Raw genomic sequence first — 23,009 nt, forward strand, 5'->3', positions numbered from 1 at the left:
TTTGGATGACACTATTCGATGATGAAGCCGAGACCGCCCTGGGCGCTTGGCGCGCCCGCACGGATAGCAGCGCGGTCTCGCGGGGGACTTGTCACGGAATTCGTCGGAGCGCCCCCTCCGTTCAAAGCCGGTGCCGCCCGCTCGGTCGGTGCGCTCATCTGGTTTGGGTTGGAGCCTGGTCTTACAATGTAAGGCGTAACTAGAATGACCAGTTCTGACTCCTCTTTTTGAAACGAGGTCGAGCGAAAAAGCGGTCCCAGGATCGGCAGTTCTCCGAGCCAGGGAAAGGCCCTGACATCATTGTTGACGTTCCGCCTGATTAGACCGCCGATTGCGAAGCTCTGGCCGCTGGCGAGTTCGACGACCGTATCGGCTCGGCGCGTGGAAACTGCCGGCACGGAAATTCCGTTGATTTGCACGGCACCTTGCGTCGACAGTTCACTGACTTCGGGCGTTACGTGAATGTTGATTTGATTGTTGCTGAGAACTGTCGGCACAAATTCCAGACTGACGCCGAAGTGACGGAATTCAACCGATACCTGCCTGTTTTCCTGCAGGACAGGAATGGGAAATTCGCCGCCCGCGAGAAAGCTGGCCTTTTCACCCGACATAGCGGTGAGGTTCGGCTCAGCCAGGACGGAAGCTATATGCTCCTTGGCGAGCGCGTCGAGAACCGCGCTGACGTTGACGGCACCGTTGTCGAATCCGATTTCTGCTGTACCGCCACCCTGGGTTGAACCAGACCCAGCGCTTGCAGCGCTTCCGCTTAGAACGCCCACTTTGAAATTGCCGATTTGACCGAAGGCGGACAAGTTGACGCCGAGTGACTTCATGGCGCTGCGTGAGACTTCGGCTACGCGCACGCTGAGGTTAACTTGCAGGGATCCAGCGACCTTGATGTTGTTGACGACTTGCGCTCCGTCGCCCAGATATTGCTCAGTGACTCTTTTTGCGGTGTCGGCGACCTCTGCGTCGGGCGCCGTCCCGCTAAGGATTGCGCCGCGCGGCGTATAGTTGACGCGGATGGGATAGTCGCCGACCTGCTCCCGCAACATGGCGCGTAAATCCCCGATCGGTTGCGTGACAACGATACGCAATTCGGCGAGAGGCTCGCCATTGCCATCCAAGGCGAATAGGCTGGTCCGCCCCGATTTCTTGCCAAAGACGAAGATTGTTTTGCTCGATGGCGCCTGAAAATCCGCGATCGTGGGGTCAGCAACAAAGATGGTCGTGGCTGGCGCGGGCAGATGAACGGTCTCCCCGAGCGAAGAGGAAAGGGTCAGCGTGGCGTTGATGCTATTCGAAGCCGCATGCGGCGGGCCTTTGTCCTGCTTGTTTTGCGCCGCGACACCAAGTGGGAAAGTCACAATAAGCGCGCAGAGGAGATGGCCCAGGTAACGGGGAACTGCAGGTCTTGTAACCTTGTTGGCGATCGCCCGCCAATTGAGCGCATGGCAAGGATGTTGAAGGATCAGCAAAATAGATCTTCTTTCGATTCGACAAACTATGCGGACGAGGCGTCAGTCAATTCTAGGATGTAACCAATGCCTCGGATGGTCTTGATCCGTGGCGTTGCACCTGATCTGGTCAGATGTCCCCGTAAACGATAAATTCCGACTTCAAGCGCGTTGGCAGACACGTCGTCGTTGAATGAATAGAGGTGATCTTCCAATTGCGCACGGGGCACGATGCGGCCTGCCCGGTTAAGCAGGTGCTCTAGAATACAGAGTTCGCGACGTGCGATCATCATTGGGTGCCCATCAACGAAAACCTGGCGGGCGACCGGATCAAAGTCGAGATTGCCAAATACGAGCCTCAGGTCGGTCATCTGTGTCGCCCGGCGCAGAATGGCTCTCATTCTGGCAATAAGCTCATCGGTAGAGATGGGTTTGAGCAGAAAGTCGTCCGCACCACCGTTGAAGATCGCAATTCGCTTATCGAGATCGTTAAGGCTGCTCATAATGACGGCAGGAACTGAATGCCCGTGGGTCCTCAACTGCCTCAGCCAACCCAAGCCATCGCCATCTGGCAGAGCCAATTCCAGCAGGAGAATTTCATAGCTGGCGCAAGAAAATGCACTCGAAGCCAGTTCCAGAGTACCAACGACATCAACGACGAAGCCGCCATCCCCGAGCGCAAGTCGCATGGCGCGCGCAAGATCCGCATGATGATCCACGAGCAGCGTTCGCATTTCATCTCCTCTCGAAGAGGGACGGCCCATCGAACGCGTCACCGGCGGCCATCTGATCGGAGCACACGGCGCGCAACTCGTCGCAGCTCTCGGAACTGGTCCGAGTCGGAGGGACATGCAAGTCGCTCGGTGGCAATAGGCGCGGGTGAGGACCAACTGACGGGCTCAAATACGCCGGTCGGCGAACCCACGAGGCCAGCAACCCGCGTGCGATTTCTCGTTGCATCATCTCTCCTACGTGCAGCCCCTGCGCTCGCAAGGCAGCGTCGCGGCTCAGAGCCCGATTCCCACAGAGGGTAGGGTTAGCTTTCGAGAAACTGATTGAACAAATCGATTATTTGGATCGAATGCATCCACGGTATGGATGCAGCGCACCATCTTCAACGACTGCGGCGTCCTGATGCACTGTTGTGTCTGTCGTGCTCTGCTTTTTTCGCTGTCCTTCAAGGCTGGCGAGCCTGGTGGAACCTGCGCGTCATTGGCTTGGTAGCTTGAATGCTCAACAACGGAGCGCCCTGCGCAAAGCCGCTCTCATTTCCAAAAAGCCTTGCAATCTGGTTGGAGCACTTCGCGCTCGACACCAAAATAGGCGAGGAAAACTGACGTCTGACAGGGATGTACATGCAACAGCCGATTTGCGGCACCAGCAAACGACCGCGTTCAGGCTGAAGATCGACGACCAACGGCTCCTCGATTTCCGCACCGACCGCTTTTACAAGCTCTTCCTGTGCGGGCGGATGCCGGCAAACAGCAGCACAGGGTCAGCGAAACCGGGAGCGGGCCTGCTTGATCGCCATGATCACATTGCCGCTGTCGCGCGTGCGGAGCGGAATGCAATCGGTCCAGCCGGCGGCAATCCGGTCAGCACCATCGTCTGCACGAAGCTCCCTGACGAAGACGTGCCCGAATGCGCTCAACAAAGCCGGGCGGCGGATCTTTCCAATCGCCGAAGGTGCGGGCTGGCACCGAGCGGCGAACTGCGAACTCATTCCTGCCCGGCGGCGCTGGCCGCCGCGAGCGTCGATGCGGACCCAGCCGCTCCGAATCCTCCCACAACACGATGAGCGCGTCGCGGACATCGCTGCCGTAACAGCGGCTGCGGCTCTTGCCCGCAGACGGCCTCTGCTCACGACGGTTCATAAGACGGATCGCGCGCTTGCGAATAATAGCCGGTTACCGCCTCGAACTCATCCAGAATGCGCCGCTTGTCAACGCCGCAATAAAGCTCCACGATCGCCGCTTCACCGTGTCGCCATGCTGAGCCGCGCCATCCTTCCCCCGAACCGGAATGGCACGACCTGTCCATCCCCTTTGGAACAGGACACTATTGGTAACATTTTGCTTGAGGCAATGCGGCTCGTTGCCTTCCTTTTCGCTGACCGGAAGGGTACCGGAAGTCGTCTATCGCATTTTACCCGCTGAAAGCGGCAACACCTCGACCTCAATCGCAGATCATAGGAAATAGACGATCGCGTCGGGGCCTCAGCATCGGTTCACCGGGTTTCCGTCATCGACTGAAGCGAATTGCCCCATCGACCGTCACCGGGTGGGCCGCGATACGTCGCCGTGTATGATTAGCGAGCGCACGTAGCGGAGCCATAGCTCTCCACCCAGCCATGTTCCCCTAGTTGGAAAATGTCCGGCGGACCAGAGGTGCTGTCGTCAGCTTTTCCTGAATAGCGGCCAAGGCAATCCCTACCAGTCCATCACCACCTTGCCGGAACTGCCGCTCTTCATCGCATCGAAACCGATCTGAAAATCGTCGATGCCGATGCGGTGGGTGATCAGGCCGGAGACATCCAGCGGACCCTGCACAAGCGCGATCATCTTGTACCAGGTTTCGAACATCTCGCGGCCGTAGATGCCTTTGAGATGCAGCATCTTGAAGATGACCTTGTTCCAGTCGATCTCGAAGCCGGTCGGCGCGATGCCCAGAATGGCGATCTTGCCGCCATTGTTCATGGTGTCGATCATGTCGCGGAAAGCGGGGGCGGCGCCTGACATTTCGAGCCCGACGTCGAACCCCTCGGTCATGCCGAGCACCGGCATGACGTCGCGCAGCTTCTCCTTCGAGGCGTCGACGACATGCTGGACGCCGAGTTTCTTGGCTAGCGCCAGCCGCACCGGGTTGATGTCAGTGATGACCACTTTGCGCGCGCCGACGCATTGGGCGACGAGCGCGCCCATGATGCCGATCGGCCCGGCGCCAGTCACCAGCACGTCCTCGCCGACCAGATCGAAGGACAATGCGGTGTGGACGGCATTGCCCAAGGGATCGAAGATCGCGGCAATCTCATCGGGCACATCGTCGGGGATCGGCACGACATTGTGCTGCGGGATCGCCAGATACTCGCCGAAGGCGCCTGGACGGTTGACGCCGACGCCGAGTGTGTTGCGGCACAGATGCCCTCGCCCGGCGCGACAGTTGCGGCAATGGCCGCAGACGATGTGGCCTTCGCCCAATACACGCTGGCCGACCTTGTATTCGGTGACCGCTGCGCCGAAATCGGCAACGGTGCCGACGAATTCATGGCCCGTCACCATCGGCACCGGCACCGTCTTCTGCGCCCACTGGTCCCAATTGTAGATGTGCACGTCGGTGCCGCAGATCGCCGTCTTCTTGATCTTGATCAGCACGTCGTTGGGGCCGATTTCCGGCACCGGCACCTCTTCCATCCAGATGCCCGGTTCGGCCTTGGCCTTCACAAGCGCCTTCATCATGTTCGACATCAGGATTTCCCTATTCCGTGATTGCGCTTCTGGCGAGATAGCCTGCACAACGGGAAGGTAGGCCACTAACTCGTTTGAACGTCCGGAATGGTCAGCCCCGCCTGCTCGGCCTCGCGGCGCAAATTCTGACGGGGCCTGGGGCCGATCTGCTGGATCACCAATCCGGCTGCCAGTGAGCCAAGGTCGCCGCAAGTCTGCAGGTCGCGGCCTTGCGTGTAGCCATGCAGGAAGCCGGCGGCATAGAGATCGCCGGCGCCCGTCGTGTCGACCAGTTCCTTGATGGCGGTCGCCTTGATCACCACGGTCTCGTCGCCGCGCACGATCACCGAGCCTTTTTCCGAGCGGGTGACGGCGGCGATCCGGCAATCCTTGCGGATCTGGGCCAGCGCCTCGTCGAACGACGATGTCTGGTAGAGCGACTTGATCTCGTGGCTGTTGGCAAAGACGATGTCGACCGTGCCCGAGCGCATCAGGTCGAGGAATTCGTCGCGGTAGCGGTCGACGCAGAACGAATCCGATAGCGTCATCGACACTTCTCGGCCTGCCGCGTGCGCCAGCTTCGCCGTCTGGCGGATTGCCTCCTTGGCGCGCGGCGGGTCCCACAGATAGCCTTCGAAATAGGTGACCTTGGCGCCGGACGCCTTGTCGGCTTCGACATCCTCAGGGCCAAGCTCGACGCAGGCGCCGAGATAGGTGTTCATCGAGCGCTCGCCGTCGGGCGTGACGAAGATCATCGAGCGCGCCGTCGGCGGCTCACCCTTGAGCGGCGTGGTGCCGAAGGCGACGCCCTGCGCATGGATGTCGTGGGCGTAGATTTCGCCCAGCGCATCGTTGGAGACCTTGCCGAAGAAGGCCGCGCGGCCGCCAAAGCTGGCGACGCCGGCCGCCGTGTTGCCGGCGCTGCCGCCGGACGCTTCGATCGCCGGACCCATGCGGCTGTAGAGCAGTTCGGCGCGTTGTGTGTCGATGAGGTTCATCGCGCCCTTGATGATGCCGTTGGTCTCGAGGAATTCCTCGTCGCACTGGGCGATGATGTCGACAATGGCATTGCCGATGCAAAGCACGTCATAATCCGGCATCAAAATCTCCGCCAAAACCCGAGCCGGCTTCTTGCCACGCCGGCCGGGCGTGGTCTCGCGAGTTGAAATGGGTTGCCGCATGCGCTTGATCCAGCCGCCCTCACGCAGCTGCCGGTCCGGCTTCACGCAGCAAATCGTCAGCTTTGTCCGTCTTCTCCCAAGTGAACTCAGGCTCTTCACGCCCGAAGTGTCCGTATGTCGCCGTCTTGCGGTATATCGGCCGTAAGAGATCAAGCATCTTGATGATGCCTTTCGGTCGGAGATTGAAAACCTCGAGAACAAGGCGCTCGATCCTTTTTTCCTCGATCCTTGCGGTTCCGAAGGTATTGACCATGACAGAAACCGGACTGGCCACGCCGATCGCGTAGGCAAGCTGAACCTCGCAGACCTCTGCAAGGCCGCTGGCAACGATGTTCTTCGCGACATACCGGGCGGCATAGGCCGCCGAGCGGTCAACCTTGGATGGGTCCTTGCCCGAAAAGGCACCGCCGCCGTGACGCCCGGTCCCACCGTAGGAATCGACGATGATCTTCCGTCCTGTGAGGCCGCAGTCGCCGGCAGGCCCACCGACCACGAACCGCCCTGTTGGGTTGACCAGAAATCTGATCCCCGAAGTATCCAGGTGGGCCGGCAGGACCGGTTTTATGATCTCCTCAATGACGCCTTCGCGGACCGTGGCTTGTGAGACCGCTTCGTCATGCTGCGTTGACAGGACTATGGTATCCAGCGCCACCGGGCGGAGCCCTTCGTAGCGTACCGACACTTGAGATTTCACGTCCGGACGCAGCCAGCCAAGCTGTCCCGCTTTCCGGACCTCGGCCTGTCTTTTCGTCAAATGGTGAGCGAGTTGGATCGGCAGGGGCATCAATGTATCCGTCTCGTTGCATGCGAATCCAAACATGATGCCCTGATCCCCTGCCCCTTGCCCGAGATCCTGCCCTCGTCCTTCATCAACGCCCTGGCTTATGTCGGGCGACTGCTCGGTGAGGGCCAGAACGACGGCGCAACGTCGACCATCAAAGCCAATCGCATCATCGTCGTAGCCAATATCGAGTATCGTATCGCGGGCGACTTGGCTGTAATCGATGTGGGCATGGCTGGTGATCTCGCCAGCCACAACGACCATCCCCGTCTTCACCAACACTTCACAGGCGACGCGCGCCTTCGGATCGGTGCGCAGGACCGCATCGAGAATGGCATCGGAGATGTTGTCTGCCATCTTGTCGGGGTGTCCCGCGCCGACGGATTCGGAAGAGAACACGAACTGCCTGGTCATAAAAATGCCCTCGCTTCAAGTGCTGGAGTTAGTGAGGAGTTTCTGGATTGGGGTGGCTTATCGGTCGCGGATGCCGGGAACATCGAACGCAGTGCAGAAGTCGGCAACGTCTCTTCGTACGCTCGCATGAACTTCCTGGTCATCGGGCTGGCGGCAGACCGAGTCGATGAAAGCGGCGATCTGCACCATCTCCGTTTCGCGCATGCCCATGGACGTCACCGCTGGTGTCCCTAAGCGGATGCCGCTTGTCAGCGCCGGATGCCGCCGGTCGCCCGGGACCATATTGAAATTCGCAATGATGCCTGCACGCGATAAGCGCTCCGCATAGGCTTTGCCTGACAGCGGCCGGTCCCGAAGATCAAGGATCAGCATGTGATTGTCAGTGCCCCCAGTGACGAGTTCATAACCTCGCTCCAGAAGCGCCTGGGCCAGAGCCTTGGCGTTGTGGACGATCTGCTGACCGTAGACACGAAAGGACGAGTTCGCTGCTTCCTGCAAAGCGACGGCAAGCGCGGCGATAGTATTCATATGCGGTCCGCCTTGCAGAAGAGGGAACACGGCGCAGATTGTGTTTGCTCTTCGGATGATGGAGGGGCTGATAACGGTCTTCATTCCTTGATAAAATGAAGCCACCCCGGGGACCGCGGATCGACTTGTGAGAGGTGCTGGTGACCACATCGCAATGGGACACGGGGTTCGGATGCACTCCTGCGACAACCAGGCCGCAGATGTGGGCGATGTCAGCCACCAGATACGAGTTCACCTCCGAAGCAATTTCGGCCATTGCCGCGTAGTCAAAAATACGCGGATAAGCAGTTCCGCCGACCCAAATTAGCTTCGGGCGTTCCCGCTTGGCGGTCTCGCGCAAGTGGTCATAGTCAATTTGCTGTGTCTTTTCGTGCAGCCTGTACGGGACGCGCTGATAATCGCTGCCGGAAAAATTGACGGACCAACCGTGAGTCAGATGGCCGCCTTCGGGTAAAGGCAAGCCCATGACTTTGTCACGGGGGCTCAAAAGCGCGCGATAGACAGCCTGGTTGGCTGGCGAGCCTGAATAAGGCTGGACGTTGGCGTGTTCACTGCCAAATAGCGCTTTCAGGCGCTCGATCGCGAGGGTCTCAAGCTCATCGACGATCTCGTTTCCGGCGTAGTAGCGCGCACCGGGGTATCCCTCGGCATACTTGTTGGTGAAAATCGACCCGGTCGCTTCCAACACCGCCGAGGAGGCAAAGTTCTCGGAGGCGATCAGTTTGAGAGTTGTCCGCTCCTGACGCTCCTGTCTTAGAAGCAGTTCGTGAACGCGGGAGTCGACGGCGGCTAAGTGAGGCCGCCCGTAAGTGTCGGGCTGCGCGATGGCGCCGCCGGCGGAGTTATCCATGGTAGTCGCGCTCCATTTGGACTGATCTATTTCACGATCAAGCAGGCGGTCCCTTCAACCGCGCGTCTTGTATTGCTTCCAGGCGTTGTAGGTCTCTTTTATGATGGCCATCATCGTGGGGCAGGAGATCGACCACCAATTGAGCCAGCCCGCCATCCTTGCCTCCTGCTTGCATATGGTACGAAGACTGCGGACGTTGTTCGTTGCAGCAAAGAAAGTTGGCTCTGCCCAGCCGCCGAACGTGGCGTCGAACCTGCTCGCGAGGCAGACTGGTAATATCGGCCAGCTCGCCGACGGTTAGATCCGCATGCGCGCAAAGGCCCAGGATTCGAAGGCGATCAAGATGCGCTGCCGTCCTTAGGCGATTTACCAGTGTCAACATTGGTTGGCATCAACCCGGACGGGATGCAGCAAGCCGCTAGCCCTTCTATCCCCATCAATCCGCATGAGACCTCTCTCGTCATTTGCTGTAAATCCGCTGGTATGGATGCTAATGGAAGATGGATCACAGTCCTTTCTACGACTAAGACGCCAGATATTGGGGCTAATGTACCACCTGACAGGAGACTACACTCACGAACATTATGTGAATTTTTTTTAACGTTGCTGAGAATCAAGGGTGAGGTTTGGCGAATGTCTCGCCGTCGACTGTCGAATCCTGCCCGACGGGATTATGGGGTGCGTAGCCTGCTTGTCCTTTCCACATGACCAGCGACGATGGGGCGGAGGCGGCAGACATAGCTCTGGAGCATGCTGCGGTATCTTTGGCCTGAAGCCGAGGAAGGCGGACCGTGGCTTCCGCGCCGCTGCCGGGAGCCCGCGAACAGGCCAAGTTGATCAGCCGGGTGTTGCCGTCATAGAGCGTGAGACCCAAAGCTGGCCAGCCGCGCCCTGAGGCTGACGCACCGCTCAGCGTCCACCTTGCTCTCGAAGCCCATCGGCATAGCGCCGATAACGACTTGACCGCGTGCGTGTCGACGAGCGATCGGTGAGCGCAAGGATCGAGGGTGCAGTGCAGGATAATGCTGTTTTAAATCAGCGCTGTTTTCAGCCGACTGCCTTGAGCGTGGGCACAAGGATATAGGCCCAAGGCAGGAGATCATCGTCTGCTGTTCGGGAGGCCGCCCTGGGCGCGCGACAGCCGTTCCTTCGGCTGCGCCGCTCCGCCACCATCCGCGCCGTGCCTTCCGGAGACCATTCCCGCTGCCGGCCGGCGCCCGTGAAAACCTCGACCCGGCGCACCGGCTCGAGATGGCTGGGCTCAGCGTAACTCTGAAGTCGTCATATACCGAAGCCTTCACAGACTTCGGACATCCCCCTCACAGTCCGATCCAGATGGCGTCAGGAACACCGCTGCGTTGATGCGGATGAACCCCTGCTTGTGCCACAATGACCCTTATGTCAGCGCGCGAGCCAAAGCTTCCGCGCAAGGCGACGGCTAGGATAAGGCAATGCCGACGAAGGGCACATTGCTTGCCACACTCTGGAATGATGGCATGCTCGGAAGGCCTAGGCTTTGCTCAGGGCCGCCTGCAAGGCGCGCTTTGAGGTTATTCACATAGCCTTCTGCGTAGTCCTGCGCCGTCGAGACCGAAAGATCAATGCCTGCCGCCAAGGCCTCTTCCATCAGGTGCTTTACGAGCCCATTTCGAATGGCCAGCTTGACCTCGGGGCCTGCGATAAGGCCGATCGCCTGCGCGGCCATATTGAGGCCAGCTTCCTCCAGCGCTCGCTTCATATCGCCTCCGTTAATGGCCGTACGCAGGAGATTGGCTGCTTGCGACTCAGCCTCGAGAACCATCGAGGCAAGATCGGCTACTTGTCCGAGGCCCGGAATGAAGCTGAGCAGTCCCACCGCCGTTGCCGCCAAGTCGAGCACTTTCGTCTCGATTTTGAGCACGGAGTCGACGACGTGCATGACGGCCCCGCCGTTCTTTTTGGCTGACTTAATGTCAGGCTGGTCCATCAGGCCCATCTTCATGTCCGCGACGGCATTCTGCTCTTCTGCGGTTTGGGCGCCGTGGGTGATTGGCTGCTGAACGTTGCGGTTCGCAGACGACATGTTTGTGCAAAAATGGGCAAAGTCTTTTTTGCTGATATTGCCGGAATCAACCGTATGCCCGCCGCCAAAGTCGAAGAATTTATGATGGGTCTTATAGCCCGTGATCGAATTGTTCAGGAGGCCAAACAGAAGAGGATCTGAAAGGAGCTGAGAGGCTGCTTCCCGCACTTTCGGATCAAGGCTCTTGTCGTCTTTCATTTTCGCCAGTTTGTCGCGAGTCAGAACACCGCTTCCAAAGAACGTGTCCTGATGGTCCTTGATCATCTCGACCGTATTCAGCTCAGTTTGCGTGAGGCTCATCGACGATGAGGCGACTTGCAGGAAATCCTCTTTGTGCATCTTCCCTTTCGAGCCACCGCACAACTGGTTCCAAGCATCGGGGTGATCGAGGAAATATTGCGCCGCCGCAATGACCTGGGGCGGAAATTTGCCGTTTTTCGATTCGCCGCCGACCATTTTCTTGAACTCATCCAGACTCAGGTCCTTGGACAGATTTTCGGAGTACCGGTAAAACTCCCGCAAGGCATCGCTCAAAGTCATGACCGAAGGCTGCAAACCTCCGCTGCCGTCGGATGGTATGTAGTTCTGCTCGTAGCTTTGCGCTTGGGCTTCCTGAAATGCAGCAACTTGTGGGTGGTGGTTTGAAAATCCGGCCAAGTCCTTGGCGTTGATCTTGCCTCCACAGCGGCCGTCGCCCTGCGAGCCAATCGCATAAAAAAGTCCCGAATCCTGCTGCAGTCCCTGGATCGCCGCTTTCAGATCCGGTGGCGTAGAGGGATCATTGGCTTTGTCGGTCAACGACTTCCAAGTAAGCGGGCATTGGTCCTTGTGACGGTTGAGTACCGCAACAATCTGCAACTCAGCCGTGGTCAGCGACCCACCGTTCCACGTGATTCCGGGGCTCGGCCTGGGAGCCGGCTCGATCTTCGGGGTGACGCGGAGCAGATGTTGGGCTTCAGTCGCCTTGGAGCGTTGCGATTGGTCCTCCTTGAGAGCCGCCCTCATATTTGGCGGCAGCAGATCCAGTGGGTGTTGCTCCAAGCCCTTCAATGTCAATTCGACATCCGGTGCCAGATGGCCCAAAGGGTCCTGCCGCAAGTTATCCATTGTCGAATCAAGATTCGACGCTGGCAGATCCCCTTGCGCGAAAGAGCCGGGCTTGTCTGCCAGCACACAAGTGGACAGCATCGCTTCGAAGCACGATGCACTTTGCTGATGCTGGGTCGCAAAATGGGAAACTTTCAGGCCCGGCCAACCCCTTGCGGACTGTAGCGAATTTGAGCGGTAGAAAGTTGAAAGATTGCTGGCCGACATTATGCATCCTCAGACGTGACGTTGAAATCCCCACAAGAGACCCCGACAGAAGATCCCTTGCGTTTCACAAAATTCGACAATTCCAAGCGTCGGCAGGTCACGAATGCGCCTGCCCTGCCTTCAATTGCTGTGTTCCGGGCCGGCTCCAAGGTTCGGTCCAACACAATGGCCGGAGTCACCGCGAGAGCTGCCGGGACTCATCATGAGCGGATTAGCTTTCGAGAAACTGACGAGTTTGCGAAGAGTTCACAAAGGGGTAGCCGCAGTCATGTTCTTCAGAGCTGCGGGAAATCCTCAATGTTCATTTCTTGCCCAGCTCAGGCTTCCCGCCAACGCTATCCTGTTGTGGGATGTCAGAAGAATAAGAAGCATCCGGTCGTCCGTCGCGAACGACCGTAGTGGAGGAGCCACGAAACAAGATCAGCACTGATTCCTTTGGCGTGGCCGCTATGTGAGTCTGCGCCTGCGCCTCCGCCACCAAGCCGTTAAAGGTCTGCTCCACGAGTGCGACGAAGCGCGGTGGACCGGAAACGAAGACGAGGCCATTGCCTGGCACGGGTTTGACCACATAGCGCTCGTCGGAGATATCAAGCTTGTCGAGAGCCCCCTTGAACGCATCGAAGCGAATCGACGTCATCAAAAGCATTCGAGTTTGCGATTCTTGTGCAGCAGACACATAGAGTACAAGGCCGTCATAGTACCATTGGAGACCGTAAAGGTTCGTCAAGCGGTCGAGGAACGCGCGCGGTGGCAAATCAGGCATACGTCCGCGAATTCGCCCCTTCACCGCAGGACTGATGTTGACCCTGATATTCAGGTTGTTGCCGAATTCCTGCAACGCTGCAGCGAGTTCCTGATCCAGAACCGTGTATCTATAGGGTGTCGCCGGAAGGGACAGCGGGACTGCGTGCGCCGGTTGAATCCCGGTGGACAGAAAAAACCCGGCACAAAGAAGTCTCAAAACATGCAGGGTGACGGGTTGGATAAGCGTTCTCGGCATGTCGCACTGATAAACCAAACGCTGAAATCATCACAAGTGACTAAATTGCCGAAGAGATTTTAGATTGTCGAAATGACGCCGCCGTTAGTCAGCTTGTTGTCAGCTTGCCCCCCTAGGAGTGTTGCGCCGACACCGGGTGATGAATGGGCGGGGCTCGCCCGGTCAGAGAGAGCAACCGAGTCCTTACATGATGATGCCTGTCACGTCGATCTCTGCCACTCTAACGGCTGGCCTCCCCAGGGTCGGATCACCGTCGATTGTCGAGCAGGCCCAGTTTGAGCGCGCCTTAGGGCATGCAGCCGACTCGCTGAAAAACGATGCCGCCGCGGGGCCAGCGAGTGCGGCGCCAGTTGCTGCGGCGATGGATGTTCAGCGCGCGGCTGCGCCGACGAGCGGCATGGGCGATCGCGTGTTGCAGACGATTTCCTCCCTATATCCACACAATACTGTTTCCTTCCCCGCGCTCGACCATGACATAGCCCTTTCGAAGGGCGCTCTACCGGGACCGGCGCAGAAGCTTCCCGTCCCAGGTGAGGCGGGAACCGGAATCTCGGGCATTCCTCAACAAGGGCAAGACTTCGAAATGATGATGGCTGGTCTTCGGGATGTTTACAACGGCGTCACCCAGGTGGCGCTTATCTCCAAAGGCGTCAGCGGCGTCACATCATCCGTGAATAAACTTTTGAAGGAAGGCTGAACCGCGCGCATGATTGGCTTGGCCGAGGGCGAAATCATGCGTGGCCTGTCAGGGTGGCGGTCGGTTAGACTTGTCATGCTGCCAGTTCTCGTCGCCCTCACTGCTTGCAAAGCCGACCTCTACACGCAATTGCAAGAGCGTGAGGCAAATGAAATGCTCGCACTTCTTGAAGACAACGGGGTCGCCGCGATCCGGGTGGTCGCCAAGGATGGAACCAGCACGATCCAGGTTGACGAAAAGCTGCTCGCCTTCTCAATCAACCTTCTGAACGCCAAGGGGTTGCCGCGCCAATCCTTCAAGAACCTCGGTGAGATATTCCAAGGATCAGGCCTGATTGCCTCGCCGACCGAGGAGCGTGCCCGTTACGTGTATGCCCTGAGCGAAGAGTTGTCGCGGACGATCAGCGATATCGATGGCGTTTTTTCTGTACGTGTTCACGTCGTGCTGCCGCATAACGACCTTGTGCGAGCCGGCGCCACGCCATCCTCGGCCGCGGTGTTTATCAGGCACGACGCCAAAACAAATGTCGCGGCTCTGCTGCCAAAGATAAAGATGCTGGTAGCCGACAGCATCGAAGGCTTGTCCTACGATAAGGTGGAAGTGGTTTTGGTGCCGGTAGAACGGTCCGCACACGAGCAACGGCCCGATCCGACTGCTGTTTTGCCACAAGCATCAACACCTCTTCCTGCGCCAATTCTGGCGACCGTGACAGGTTTTGCCGCAGCCGTATTCGCAGTGGCCTGTTATCTCTTGGGCAGCGTTGCTACGCGTCGGCGCAAGCAATCAACCGGCGTTTCCAAGGTCGAGGGGCGCCGGGATGCTTCTGCTGTCGAGGCCATTCGCAAAAGAATGCCTGCAATTGGACGTGGGTGACATCTCATTGCCAATGCCTATACAGACCGCCCGACCTGATGGTCCGCACCAATTGCGTTTTCCGGGCGCGAGCGAGCTTGCGGCTTCGGCCCATCCGACCCGTCTAGCGGCGCGTCTTGATCCAGCGTTATCGGCAGAAACGTTAGTGAAGTTGCAGAAGTGTTCCAGACTGCATCCAAGGCTGGCAGAATTGCTGGGCAACTATGACGTGGATCTGAACCACATCGGCTGCAGGCCGGACCTTCTACGCGGGCACGATCCATATCGAGCTGCCCTTCTTGCTGGTAGTATCTGGCATGCCCGTTCGCTGGTCGCGTTTGTCTCTCAGCCTGAGCTTGCCATCCTTGTTAAACGCATCGGCGTGGATGCACACGCATTCGGAATCCGACACCTGCTGCATGCCGTTGAGAACAGACTGATCGCGGACCCAGAAAAACTCGCTCAGCAAATCGAATACGATGGACATGCATGTCTTGGGGCTTGGCTCCAGGACAGTTCAGCGACCGAGCGTAACCGCGTGCTTCTTCGGTTGCCCGAGGGGACTGCCGCGGAGACTCCAGCACCTGAGCATTGGACCGCCGCCGGCCAATTGCTTTCACTTGTACTAGCTCATTTTGAGACAGAGACCCCGGTGAAATGACAGCCGAACTTTCCGAGGGGCCAATAGCGCCGCAGATGCGTCCAATCGGACCACTGATACCCGCGAGCGAGCTCGAAACCTGGCACAGCGCCGCGCAAGCGCTTGCCGCGGCAGAACGGCATCGGCAGCGCGTTCGAAACTGGGCACGCGCCGTTTACCAGCGGGCGTGGGTGCGCGGCCACATGGAGGGCTCGAATGCAGGCACCGAGGAGATGGCAGGGCTGATTGCGGAGACAATCTCCGAAATCGCGCGACGAAAGGCGGCTCTGGAGCAGGAATTGCCGCAGCTCGTGATGGAAATATTGAGCGATCTTATCGGCGCTTTCGATCCGGGCGAGCTACTGGTGAGGGCTGTTCGTCACGCCATAGAGTGTCAATACAGCGGCGCCGAAGTTTGCCTTCATGTTTCTCCCATGCAAGTCGACATGCTTGCACGAGAGTTTGCTCGATGCGACGGCCAGGATGGTCGACCAAGGGTGCGGATCGAGCCCGACCCGACGTTGTCGCCGCAACGGTGCGTGCTGTGGAGCGAGTACGGCAATGTCGACCTGGGACTTGACGCCCAGATGCGCGCGCTGCGCCTTGGTTTCGGGACGCTATGTGAAAAAGGCGAGCTATGAGAAAGCCCGTCCCAGAACATAACGCTGACGCCGACACTCGAGCTCTCGTTCCAGCAATCTCGTCTTTGAGGGCTGCGGCCAAGCGAATTGACACGCGTGCGGTGCGCGGTCGGATCACGCGGGCTATCGGCACACTGGTTCATGCCGTCTTGCCAGATACTCGTATTGGGGAACTTTGCCTCCTAGAGGACCCGCGAACCGGGCTGTCGCTCGAGGCCGAGGTGATCGGCCTGTCGGGTGATGGTGTATTGCTGACACCGATCGGGGACTTGGTGGGCCTATCCAGCCGCGCAGAGGTCGTGGCCACTGGCCGAATGCGTGAGGTGCCCGTCGGCGGCGATTTGCTCGGTCGCGTGATCGACAGTCGTTGCCGCCCATTGGACGGCAAAGGCGAAATCAAGACCGTCGAAACTCGGCCCCTGCATGGCAGAGCCCCCAATCCGATGACGAGGCGCATGATTGAGCGGCCATTCCCGCTTGGGGTCCGTGTCCTCGATGGTCTGCTGACGTGCGGCGAGGGCCAGCGGATCGGGATTTATGGCGAGCCAGGTGGTGGCAAGTCGACGCTGTTGTCACAGATCGTAAAGGGTGCCGCCGCTGACGTCGTCATAGTGGCGCTCATAGGCGAACGTGGACGGGAAGTTCGTGAATTCATCGAAAGGAATCTTGGTGAAGAGGGCCTTCTCCGTACGGTCGTCGTGGTTGAAACCTCCGACCGCTCGGCGGTGGAGCGTGCGCAATGCGCTCCAATGGCGACTGCGCTCGCGGAATATTTTCGCGATCAGGGCCTACGCGTTGCTCTCATGCTGGATTCGCTGACGCGCTTCTGCCGCGCTATGCGCGAAATAGGCCTTGCTGCGGGTGAGCCGCCGACGCGACGGGGCTTTCCTCCTTCCGTTTTTGGCATGCTGCCAGGCCTGCTCGAGCGCGCCGGCATGGGTGAGCGGGGCTCAATCACGGCCTTCTATACGGTGCTTGTAGAGGGTGATGGCACGGGTGATCCAATCGCCGAGGAATCGCGTGGTATTCTCGATGGCCATGTCATCCTCTCACGCGCTATTGCGGCGCGATCGCATTTCCCCGCTATTGATGTGCTGCAGAGTCGCAGCCGCGTCATGGATGCAGTCGTTTCGGGGACACATCGCAAGGCAGCATCCATTTTCCGCGAGCTCCTATCGCGCTATGCCGAGACCGAGTTCTTGATCAATGTTGGCGAATACAAGCCAGGTGGAGATCCCCTGACTGACCGGGCCGTCGCGTCAATCGACGAACTGAGGGAGTTTCTGCGCCAGAGCGAAGATGACGCGTCAGATTTCGAGGAGACGGTCGCATGGATGTCGCGTCTGACCGCGTGAACTGGGTTCAGTCTTCGAGGTTACGGCTTCTGAAGGAAATGCAAGAGCGTCGTGCACTTGGCGAGCTGTCCAAGAAGGAAGCCCAGCGCGATGTGGCCGCCTCAGCCGTACAAAATGCCGCTAGGGAGCTTGCAATGATACAGCAACATTGTTCAAGAACAGAAGCAGCGCTCTATCAGCATCTGATGTCACTCGACAACTTGTCTAGCGCAGCGCTCGACCGTCACCGCCTTCACACTGAACAGCTTGCCGCTGAGATCAATTCCAGACGGCAGATGCTTGATGATACCCAAATCGCTCAAGAGGAGGCTGAGATGGCGGCGTCCAGGACGAGGGAGCTATGGGTCATATGTTCGGCGGCAAGGGACAAATGGCAACAAATCGAGGACGACGTGCGGCGCGCCGTCGAGACTCATTCGGAGGCCGCAGCCGAGATCGAGGCCGACGATGAGATACTGCTGAAATATGCGAGGGGGTCGCTTGCCTAAATGCCGCGCAACCGGATCCGACGGTCGCAAGAGGTCGTCCGAATGACACGACCGTGCAGTCTTTGATAGGCGCTGCGGTCACACCCGCCATGTTCGAACCAGTTCTGAAACTGTCCCGCACGGTTGTCTCGTGGCTCAATGATACAGGAGCGCCGCGCACGCCGTTTCAAAGCCGGATCAACGAGGTGCCGCTATCGGTGCGAACGGCAGGGCTTGTCTGGCAGCAGGAACCTGCTGCCATTCCGATGCTTGACTGCGTCTGGAGAGTGGGAGCCGAAACGGTCATCTTGTCACTGTCGCGCCCGCTCGTAGAGGAGTTCATCACGACAGTGCAGAACGGCTTGGCCTTCCCTTCCGAGCCAACTGCTTCGCTAATTCTCGAACTCGCTCTGGAGCCGCTTGTCACTCGACTGGAGGAGACGACGCGGCTGAACGTGCAACTCGTGCGGGTATGCGAAGCCACGATGCTGGCTCCTCATCTTGAACTCGACATCATTTTCGGCGCGGTCAAGGGCAAGGGCCGTCTATTCCTGTTCACGCCTCTTGACGGCTTAGTACCGCCTGCGTTTCGCGCGCTAGGCGAACTGCTTGCCCAGTTGCCGCGGCAGCTGGGCGGGCTGCCTCCAGAGCTCCCGCTCATTGTTGCAGGAGAGGTCGGCACGCTTCGCCTTCCTGCGGCGCTTCTTCGAAGCGCATGTGTCGGTGATGCATTGTTGCCCGATATTGCGCCGTTCGGCCGCGGCCAGATCACCCTAGCTGTCGGCCAGTTGTGCGCCGAGGCGGATCTTGACGGCGATGAATTAATCTTGCGGGGGCCTTTCCGCCCGCGACCGTGTCCTTTGGAGAGTGCGCATATGACACAACCCGGATCGCAACTGGAGCTTACTAAGGATCTCGACGATGTCGAGATCGTGCTTGTCTTTGAATGCGGCCGCTGGCCTATTTCTCTTGGGGAATTAAGAAGTGCCGGCGAAGGGCATATTTTTGAACTTGGATGGCCGATCGACGGCCCGGTCGACATAGTGGCCAATGGTCAGCGTATCGGGCGTGGCGACATTGTCCGCATCGGAGAAGAGCTGGGCATCAGGCTCCGTGGCGGGTTTGCATGCAATGAGTGAAGCTCAGCCGACAATCCTGGCGCTTCTTGCGGTTACCGCCGGACTCGGTCTGCTGGTTTTAGCAGTTGCCACGACAACGGCCTTTGTAAAGGTATCAATTGTTCTTTTCCTCGTCCGCAATGCGCTCGGGACCCAGACCATACCACCCAATGTGGTGCTGTACGCCGCGGCGATGATCCTCACTATGTTCGTTAGTGCGCCCGTTGCTGAGCAGACCTATGACCGCATGTCGGATCCCAAGCTCCACTATCAGACATTCGACGACTGGGTAAGCGCCGCTAAAGCCGGAAGTGAGCCCTTGCGCGAGCATCTCAAGAAATTCACAAATGAAGAGCAGCGGCGATTTTTCCTATCTTCGACAGAAAAGGTCTGGCCAGAGGAAATGCACGCTGCAGCCACGCCCGATGACTTTGCAATACTTGTACCATCTTTCTTGCTATCAGAATTGAAGCGCGGATTTGAGATAGGATTTCTACTTTATCTGCCTTTTATTGTTATAGATCTGATAGTGACAACTATCTTGATGGCAATGGGTATGTCGATGGTCTCACCAACTGTTATATCTGTCCCGTTCAAGATCTTTTTGTTTGTTGCCATTGATGGTTGGTCAAAATTGATGCATGGGCTTGTGCTGAGTTATACGTTACCGGGAGGCTGATCATCACTGAATACAGCATCATTACTCTTATGAGCCAATCACTGGTGGTTTTCATGATCTGGATTCTACCGCCGCTCATTGCATCAGTGGTTGTCGGCCTCGTCATCGGCATCCTCCAGGCGGCGACGCAGATCCAGGATGAAAGCTTGCCGCTCACCGTGAAGCTTCTGGTCGTTGTCGCGGTGATTGGGCTGTTTGCTCCTGTGCTAAGCGCCCCGCTCATAGAGCTAGCCGATCAGATCTTCACCGAGTTTCCCGCAATGACACTTAGCTACTAGTCCGCCCCATGGACGCGCCATCGGCCGATATTCAAATTCTGATCCAGACGGCTCTCGAACTCGTCGTTGCGGCAGGTCTTGGGGCAGCCCGCGCGATGGGCATCATGCTGATCTTTCCCGTATTCACACGCTCGCAGATCAGTGGGCTGATCCGGGGCTGTTTGGCTGTTGGCTTCGCACTACCATGCCTGGCACACGTCAGCGGCGGATTGCCGGCGCTGGATTCTGATACACGCCTGATCCAGCTAACCCTGCTCGGATTCAAGGAAGTTTTTGTCGGTGTACTCCTTGGCACTTTTCTTGGCATTCCGCTTTGGGGCCTTCAGGCTGCCGGGGAGCTTATCGACAACCAACGCGGCATCAGCAGCCCGACCGCTTCGGCCGATCCCGCGACGAACAGTCAGGCTTCCGCGATGGGCGTTTTTCTGGGGATCACTGCGATTGCCATATTCGTCGGATCAGGAGGCCTGGAAACTTTGATCAGTGTCCTGTACCGCAGCTACTTGATCTGGCCGGTGTATCAGTTTCACCCGACACTGAGCGGGCCAGGAGCAATGGAGTTGTTGGGGCTTCTCGACCGCATAATGCGCACGGCATTATTGGTATCGGGGCCTGTCGTGTTCTTCCTGATACTGATTGATATATCGATGATGCTGCTGCGTCGCTTTGCCCCGCAATTTAAGGCGAGCCAACTGTCTCCGGCAATCAAGAACATTGTCTTTCCAGTTCTCATGGTCACCTACGCTGCCTATCTGGTGGAGAGCATGAAACTGGAGGTCACACAAGCCAACGGCGCGCTGGAGTGGTTCGACAAATTGCTGCCATGAGCGACACAAGTGAAGAGAAGACACACGCCGCCAGCCCGAAGAAGTTAAGTGAAGCGCGCAAAAAAGGACAGCTGCCACGTAGCTCCGATTTCGTCCGCGCGGTCGGGACTTGCGCTGGGCTCGGCTACCTTTGGCTAAGAGGCAGCGTGATCGAGGACAAATGCCGGGAAGCGCTCCTATTAGCCACCAAGTTGCAGAGCCTACCTTTCGATACCGCGGTGCCGCAGGCATTGGTTGTGCTCGTCCAACTCACCGTCGCGGCTGTTGGCCCGCTGCTTGGAACCCTCGTCGCCGCGGTGATTTTGGCCAGCCTGCTAGCCAATGGTGGATTTGTCTTCTCTCTGGAGCCGATGAAGCTCAGCTTTAAGAAAATTGACCCCTTTGAAGGGCTGAAGCGCTTGGGGTCTGCTCGTTCCATGGTCGAAGTCTGCAAGACCATGTTCAAGGTATTGGTTCTCAGCGCAACCTTTTCCATTGTCCTTCTCGGGATGTGGAAGACAATGGTCCCTCTGCCGATCTGCGGCATGGGCTGTGTTGGCCTCATCTTTATGGAGACAAAATTGCTGATGGGAATTGGCGCCGGCGCACTGCTGGTCGGCGGACTGATCGATCTCCTGCTCCAGCGCGCGTTGTATCTGCGCGAAATGCGCATGACCAATACCGAAGTGACGCGCGAGTCGAAGGATCAGCAAGGAGCGCCAGAGTTGAAAGGTGAACAGCGTCGCATCCGCGAGGAGGCGGCCGACGAGCCTGCGCTTGGCGTGCATCGCGCCACGCTGGTCTTAACAGGAAGGGCGGTCCTGATCGGTCTGCGTTACGTTCGCGGTGAAACCGGGGTGCCGTTCTTAGTTTGCCGTGCCGAAGGTGAGCGCGTTTCACATGTGTTGAGTGAGGCGCGGGCACTACGCCTGACGATCGTCCATGACCATGTCTTAGCGCGTCAGCTGATAAGCACTACAAAACTCGGCCACGCGGTTCCTATGCAATATTTCCAGCCTGTCGCGAAAGCATTCTTTGCCGCAGGCTTGGCCTAGTCATTGGAAGTCCACGACTGCCCAGTTCAAAACTGACCTGGTTCCATGCTAGTGGCAAATGTCGGCTGGCCATCCGTGCCCCAGTGTCTCTGTCAGGCCAACCGCGCAACCGCGGGCCTGGGGCAATCACTCCCCTCGGATCTGCCACCCAGCAACTACGGCAAGTCCTCCGGGCATGACCTTTCAGCCTCTGCTGGCCGGTGCGTGGCGCAGTCCGAGGTTTTGAGGCCGGCAGTGCGGATTTGATTGGTGCAGCCGTTGGAATGCCCTCGTCAGCTAGTCGTCAACTAAGCGCCCTATGTTGAACAGCCGTGCTAACTTGAGCTCGGTTGCGAAACATAGGAGTACGAATCGTCATGTATGGTCGAATTGGTGGCTCATCCGATAGTTACCGCGCGCATAATGCCGGCGAGCAATCGGATGCAGGAAGCGAAGGGTTCGCGGACACATTTGCCCGAATGCACTTATCCGGATCGGAAGGTAGCGGCGCCTCATCATCGGCGGCTCCCCAAGCATACTCCCTCAATTCCCGACCTCCTGTGGTGGAGATCAACAGGACTTCCTTCAGGAGACAGGTGAGGCAATTTCATGGTGATGAAATCACGCACATCGCCGACAATCCTCAAGAGTATTCGGAGTTCGTATCGTCACGAGCCAGGCGCACCGCGGACGTTGCTCAGCAATATGGCATCCGTCGAGATACGGAGCACGCGCGATATTTCAGTTACCAATTGGGAGACCGGAGTGCCGGACTGCTGAGAATGGAAGGCGGATTCAGCATGAACGAGTTCGAATCGGAAAGTTGGCGGGAACAATTTCCTGGTCGAACTGAGGTCACTTCCATAGTGGATCTTCAAGTCGCCCATCCGCTCGTCGAAAATGCGGGCGATATTCTGCTGGAGCATCAACTTCGGATAGACGGCGACCGACCGTTGCTGAATTGGCGTGCGGCTAATCCGGAAGCACAAGCGCGCGCGCAGACGATGGGGTTTGTTGAAGTGGATCATGGCGACCTGGTGCTTGACCCTACGCAGCATCCCGACAAATGGACGAAGAACAGTGCCGGTGAGTGGCAGCGTGCAGGCAAACCTCCACTCTATCTCCACAAAACCGAGGACAGCGACAGCAGCGATAGCGGGTCCGACGACGATTTCATGTGATTTGTCGACCCGCCGCCGAGCCTTGCAACTGGTGACGGTTGCAAGGCTGTTGGCAGTGAATGCTAATTGTCCGGCGACAGCCCCGCCTTAGCGCCAGCGCCGCCGAGCAATCCAGCCCATCTCCCAGACAATAAACTGCGGATGCGCATCGTGGGTGCTTGCGAGCGGATTGTATTCGGGCCGGAACTCCGCCTCTTGGATACGAGCTCTCCCGAATCCAATTTTCTCCAC

At 58.3% G+C, this 23,009-nt stretch carries 20 protein-coding genes and 2 pseudogenes; 12 read left to right on the top strand and 10 right to left on the bottom strand.

The window, feature by feature from the left end:
• Nucleotides 1-11: 11 nt before the first annotated feature.
• From EJ068_RS12130 to glyA, 7 genes and pseudogenes are all read right to left on the bottom strand, one after another.
• Entirely contained in the window at nt 12-1,433 is a 1,422-nt protein-coding gene (locus tag EJ068_RS12130) for a type II and III secretion system protein family protein (protein ID WP_050580548.1), read from the bottom strand.
• Nucleotides 1,434-1,504: 71 nt separating this feature from the next.
• Complete coding sequence (locus EJ068_RS12135; RefSeq protein ID WP_024505585.1) at nt 1,505-2,191, bottom strand: response regulator transcription factor; 687 nt, start codon at nt 2,189-2,191, stop codon at nt 1,505-1,507.
• Between the two features lie 812 nt (nt 2,192-3,003).
• Nucleotides 3,004-3,172 (bottom strand): annotated as a pseudogene (locus EJ068_RS33210) (transposase); the annotation flags it as partial.
• A gap of 714 nt (nt 3,173-3,886) precedes the next feature.
• Nucleotides 3,887-4,921, bottom strand: a complete 1,035-nt coding sequence (tdh, locus tag EJ068_RS12145) for an L-threonine 3-dehydrogenase (protein WP_126063920.1) — start codon at nt 4,919-4,921, stop codon at nt 3,887-3,889.
• A gap of 65 nt (nt 4,922-4,986) precedes the next feature.
• A complete protein-coding gene (locus EJ068_RS12150; protein WP_126063919.1) occupies nt 4,987-6,000 on the bottom strand; it encodes an adenosine kinase in 1,014 nt (337 codons plus the stop codon).
• Nucleotides 6,001-6,100: 100 nt separating this feature from the next.
• Nucleotides 6,101-7,276: a methionine adenosyltransferase gene (metK, locus tag EJ068_RS12155; protein ID WP_063169265.1), complete on the bottom strand. Its 1,176-nt coding sequence runs from the start codon at nt 7,274-7,276 to the stop codon at nt 6,101-6,103.
• 57 nt (nt 7,277-7,333) lie between these two features.
• Nucleotides 7,334-8,654 (bottom strand): annotated as a pseudogene (gene glyA / locus EJ068_RS12160) (serine hydroxymethyltransferase).
• Nucleotides 8,655-8,754: 100 nt separating this feature from the next.
• Here glyA and EJ068_RS32570 point away from each other — a divergent pair.
• Entirely contained in the window at nt 8,755-8,955 is a 201-nt protein-coding gene (locus EJ068_RS32570; RefSeq protein ID WP_024505365.1) for a hypothetical protein, read from the top strand.
• 1,137 nt (nt 8,956-10,092) lie between these two features.
• On the opposite strand, the gene EJ068_RS12175 is transcribed toward EJ068_RS32570, so the two are convergent.
• Entirely contained in the window at nt 10,093-12,030 is a 1,938-nt protein-coding gene (locus EJ068_RS12175) for an HrpF/NolX family T3SS translocon protein (protein ID WP_129554539.1), read from the bottom strand.
• Nucleotides 12,031-12,331: 301 nt separating this feature from the next.
• Entirely contained in the window at nt 12,332-13,030 is a 699-nt protein-coding gene (locus tag EJ068_RS12180; RefSeq protein ID WP_095486058.1) for a secretin N-terminal domain-containing protein, read from the bottom strand.
• 187 nt (nt 13,031-13,217) lie between these two features.
• Between EJ068_RS12180 and EJ068_RS12185 the strand changes: the two genes are divergently transcribed.
• Entirely contained in the window at nt 13,218-13,727 is a 510-nt protein-coding gene (locus EJ068_RS12185; protein WP_095486057.1) for a nodulation protein NolB, read from the top strand.
• Between the two features lie 36 nt (nt 13,728-13,763).
• Nucleotides 13,764-14,600, top strand: coding sequence for a type III secretion inner membrane ring lipoprotein SctJ (sctJ, locus tag EJ068_RS12190; protein WP_280953371.1), 837 nt, complete (start codon nt 13,764-13,766; stop codon nt 14,598-14,600).
• 244 nt (nt 14,601-14,844) lie between these two features.
• Here sctJ and EJ068_RS33640 read toward each other — a convergent pair whose 3' ends face one another.
• Nucleotides 14,845-15,066, bottom strand: coding sequence for a hypothetical protein (locus EJ068_RS33640; protein ID WP_029354860.1), 222 nt, complete (start codon nt 15,064-15,066; stop codon nt 14,845-14,847).
• Between the two features lie 170 nt (nt 15,067-15,236).
• On the opposite strand from EJ068_RS33640, the gene sctL reads away from it, so the two are divergent.
• From sctL to EJ068_RS12240, 9 genes are all read left to right on the top strand, one after another.
• Nucleotides 15,237-15,860 (top strand): type III secretion system stator protein SctL, encoded by a 624-nt coding sequence (sctL, locus tag EJ068_RS12200; protein WP_091595841.1) that lies wholly within the window; start codon nt 15,237-15,239, stop codon nt 15,858-15,860.
• Nucleotides 15,857-17,215, top strand: a complete 1,359-nt coding sequence (gene sctN / locus EJ068_RS12205) for a type III secretion system ATPase SctN (protein ID WP_024505372.1) — start codon at nt 15,857-15,859, stop codon at nt 17,213-17,215. The genes sctL and sctN overlap by 4 nt, the downstream gene beginning before the upstream one ends.
• Nucleotides 17,191-17,703 (top strand): hypothetical protein, encoded by a 513-nt coding sequence (locus EJ068_RS12210; protein ID WP_129554540.1) that lies wholly within the window; start codon nt 17,191-17,193, stop codon nt 17,701-17,703. The genes sctN and EJ068_RS12210 overlap by 25 nt, the downstream gene beginning before the upstream one ends.
• Before the next feature lie 89 nt (nt 17,704-17,792).
• Nucleotides 17,793-18,821: a type III secretion system cytoplasmic ring protein SctQ gene (sctQ, locus tag EJ068_RS12215; RefSeq protein WP_126105039.1), complete on the top strand. Its 1,029-nt coding sequence runs from the start codon at nt 17,793-17,795 to the stop codon at nt 18,819-18,821.
• Nucleotides 18,814-19,479: a type III secretion system export apparatus subunit SctR gene (gene sctR / locus EJ068_RS12220; RefSeq protein WP_029354851.1), complete on the top strand. Its 666-nt coding sequence runs from the start codon at nt 18,814-18,816 to the stop codon at nt 19,477-19,479. Before sctQ ends, sctR begins: the two co-directional genes overlap by 8 nt.
• Nucleotides 19,480-19,481: 2 nt before the next feature.
• Complete coding sequence (locus EJ068_RS12225) at nt 19,482-19,757, top strand: EscS/YscS/HrcS family type III secretion system export apparatus protein (protein ID WP_128242929.1); 276 nt, start codon at nt 19,482-19,484, stop codon at nt 19,755-19,757.
• Nucleotides 19,758-19,765: 8 nt separating this feature from the next.
• Entirely contained in the window at nt 19,766-20,584 is an 819-nt protein-coding gene (gene sctT, locus EJ068_RS12230; protein WP_091595845.1) for a type III secretion system export apparatus subunit SctT, read from the top strand.
• Complete coding sequence (locus EJ068_RS12235) at nt 20,581-21,618, top strand: EscU/YscU/HrcU family type III secretion system export apparatus switch protein (protein ID WP_029354843.1); 1,038 nt, start codon at nt 20,581-20,583, stop codon at nt 21,616-21,618. Before sctT ends, EJ068_RS12235 begins: the two co-directional genes overlap by 4 nt.
• A 356-nt stretch (nt 21,619-21,974) precedes the next feature.
• Nucleotides 21,975-22,778, top strand: a complete 804-nt coding sequence (locus EJ068_RS12240) for a hypothetical protein (RefSeq protein WP_024505378.1) — start codon at nt 21,975-21,977, stop codon at nt 22,776-22,778.
• Nucleotides 22,779-23,009 lie beyond the last annotated feature (231 nt).

It is taken from the genome of Mesorhizobium sp. M2A.F.Ca.ET.043.02.1.1 (assembly GCF_003952405.1).
Lineage (GTDB): Bacteria > Pseudomonadota > Alphaproteobacteria > Rhizobiales > Rhizobiaceae > Mesorhizobium.

Excerpts from the sequence above, each read along its gene's own strand:
- EJ068_RS33640 (WP_029354860.1), bottom strand. The coding sequence starts at position 15,066 with ATGTCCATCGTATTCGATTTGCTGAGCGAGTTTTTCTGGGTCCGCGAT.
- EJ068_RS12135 (WP_024505585.1), bottom strand. The coding sequence starts at position 2,191 with ATGCGAACGCTGCTCGTGGATCATCATGCGGATCTTGCGCGCGCCATG.
- sctT (WP_091595845.1), top strand. The coding sequence starts at position 19,766 with ATGGACGCGCCATCGGCCGATATTCAAATTCTGATCCAGACGGCTCTC.
- metK (WP_063169265.1), bottom strand. The coding sequence starts at position 7,276 with ATGACCAGGCAGTTCGTGTTCTCTTCCGAATCCGTCGGCGCGGGACAC.
- sctQ (WP_126105039.1), top strand. The coding sequence starts at position 17,793 with ATGTTCGAACCAGTTCTGAAACTGTCCCGCACGGTTGTCTCGTGGCTC.
- sctL (WP_091595841.1), top strand. The coding sequence starts at position 15,237 with ATGACAGCCGAACTTTCCGAGGGGCCAATAGCGCCGCAGATGCGTCCA.
- sctR (WP_029354851.1), top strand. The coding sequence starts at position 18,814 with ATGAGTGAAGCTCAGCCGACAATCCTGGCGCTTCTTGCGGTTACCGCC.
- sctJ (WP_280953371.1), top strand. The coding sequence starts at position 13,764 with ATGCGTGGCCTGTCAGGGTGGCGGTCGGTTAGACTTGTCATGCTGCCA.
- EJ068_RS12175 (WP_129554539.1), bottom strand. The coding sequence starts at position 12,030 with ATGTCGGCCAGCAATCTTTCAACTTTCTACCGCTCAAATTCGCTACAG.
- tdh (WP_126063920.1), bottom strand. The coding sequence starts at position 4,921 with ATGTCGAACATGATGAAGGCGCTTGTGAAGGCCAAGGCCGAACCGGGC.
- sctN (WP_024505372.1), top strand. The coding sequence starts at position 15,857 with ATGAGAAAGCCCGTCCCAGAACATAACGCTGACGCCGACACTCGAGCT.
- EJ068_RS12185 (WP_095486057.1), top strand. The coding sequence starts at position 13,218 with ATGATGATGCCTGTCACGTCGATCTCTGCCACTCTAACGGCTGGCCTC.
- EJ068_RS12210 (WP_129554540.1), top strand. The coding sequence starts at position 17,191 with ATGGATGTCGCGTCTGACCGCGTGAACTGGGTTCAGTCTTCGAGGTTA.
- EJ068_RS12150 (WP_126063919.1), bottom strand. The coding sequence starts at position 6,000 with ATGCCGGATTATGACGTGCTTTGCATCGGCAATGCCATTGTCGACATC.
- EJ068_RS32570 (WP_024505365.1), top strand. The coding sequence starts at position 8,755 with ATGATGGCCATCATCGTGGGGCAGGAGATCGACCACCAATTGAGCCAG.
- EJ068_RS12180 (WP_095486058.1), bottom strand. The coding sequence starts at position 13,030 with ATGCCGAGAACGCTTATCCAACCCGTCACCCTGCATGTTTTGAGACTT.
- EJ068_RS12235 (WP_029354843.1), top strand. The coding sequence starts at position 20,581 with ATGAGCGACACAAGTGAAGAGAAGACACACGCCGCCAGCCCGAAGAAG.
- EJ068_RS12240 (WP_024505378.1), top strand. The coding sequence starts at position 21,975 with ATGTATGGTCGAATTGGTGGCTCATCCGATAGTTACCGCGCGCATAAT.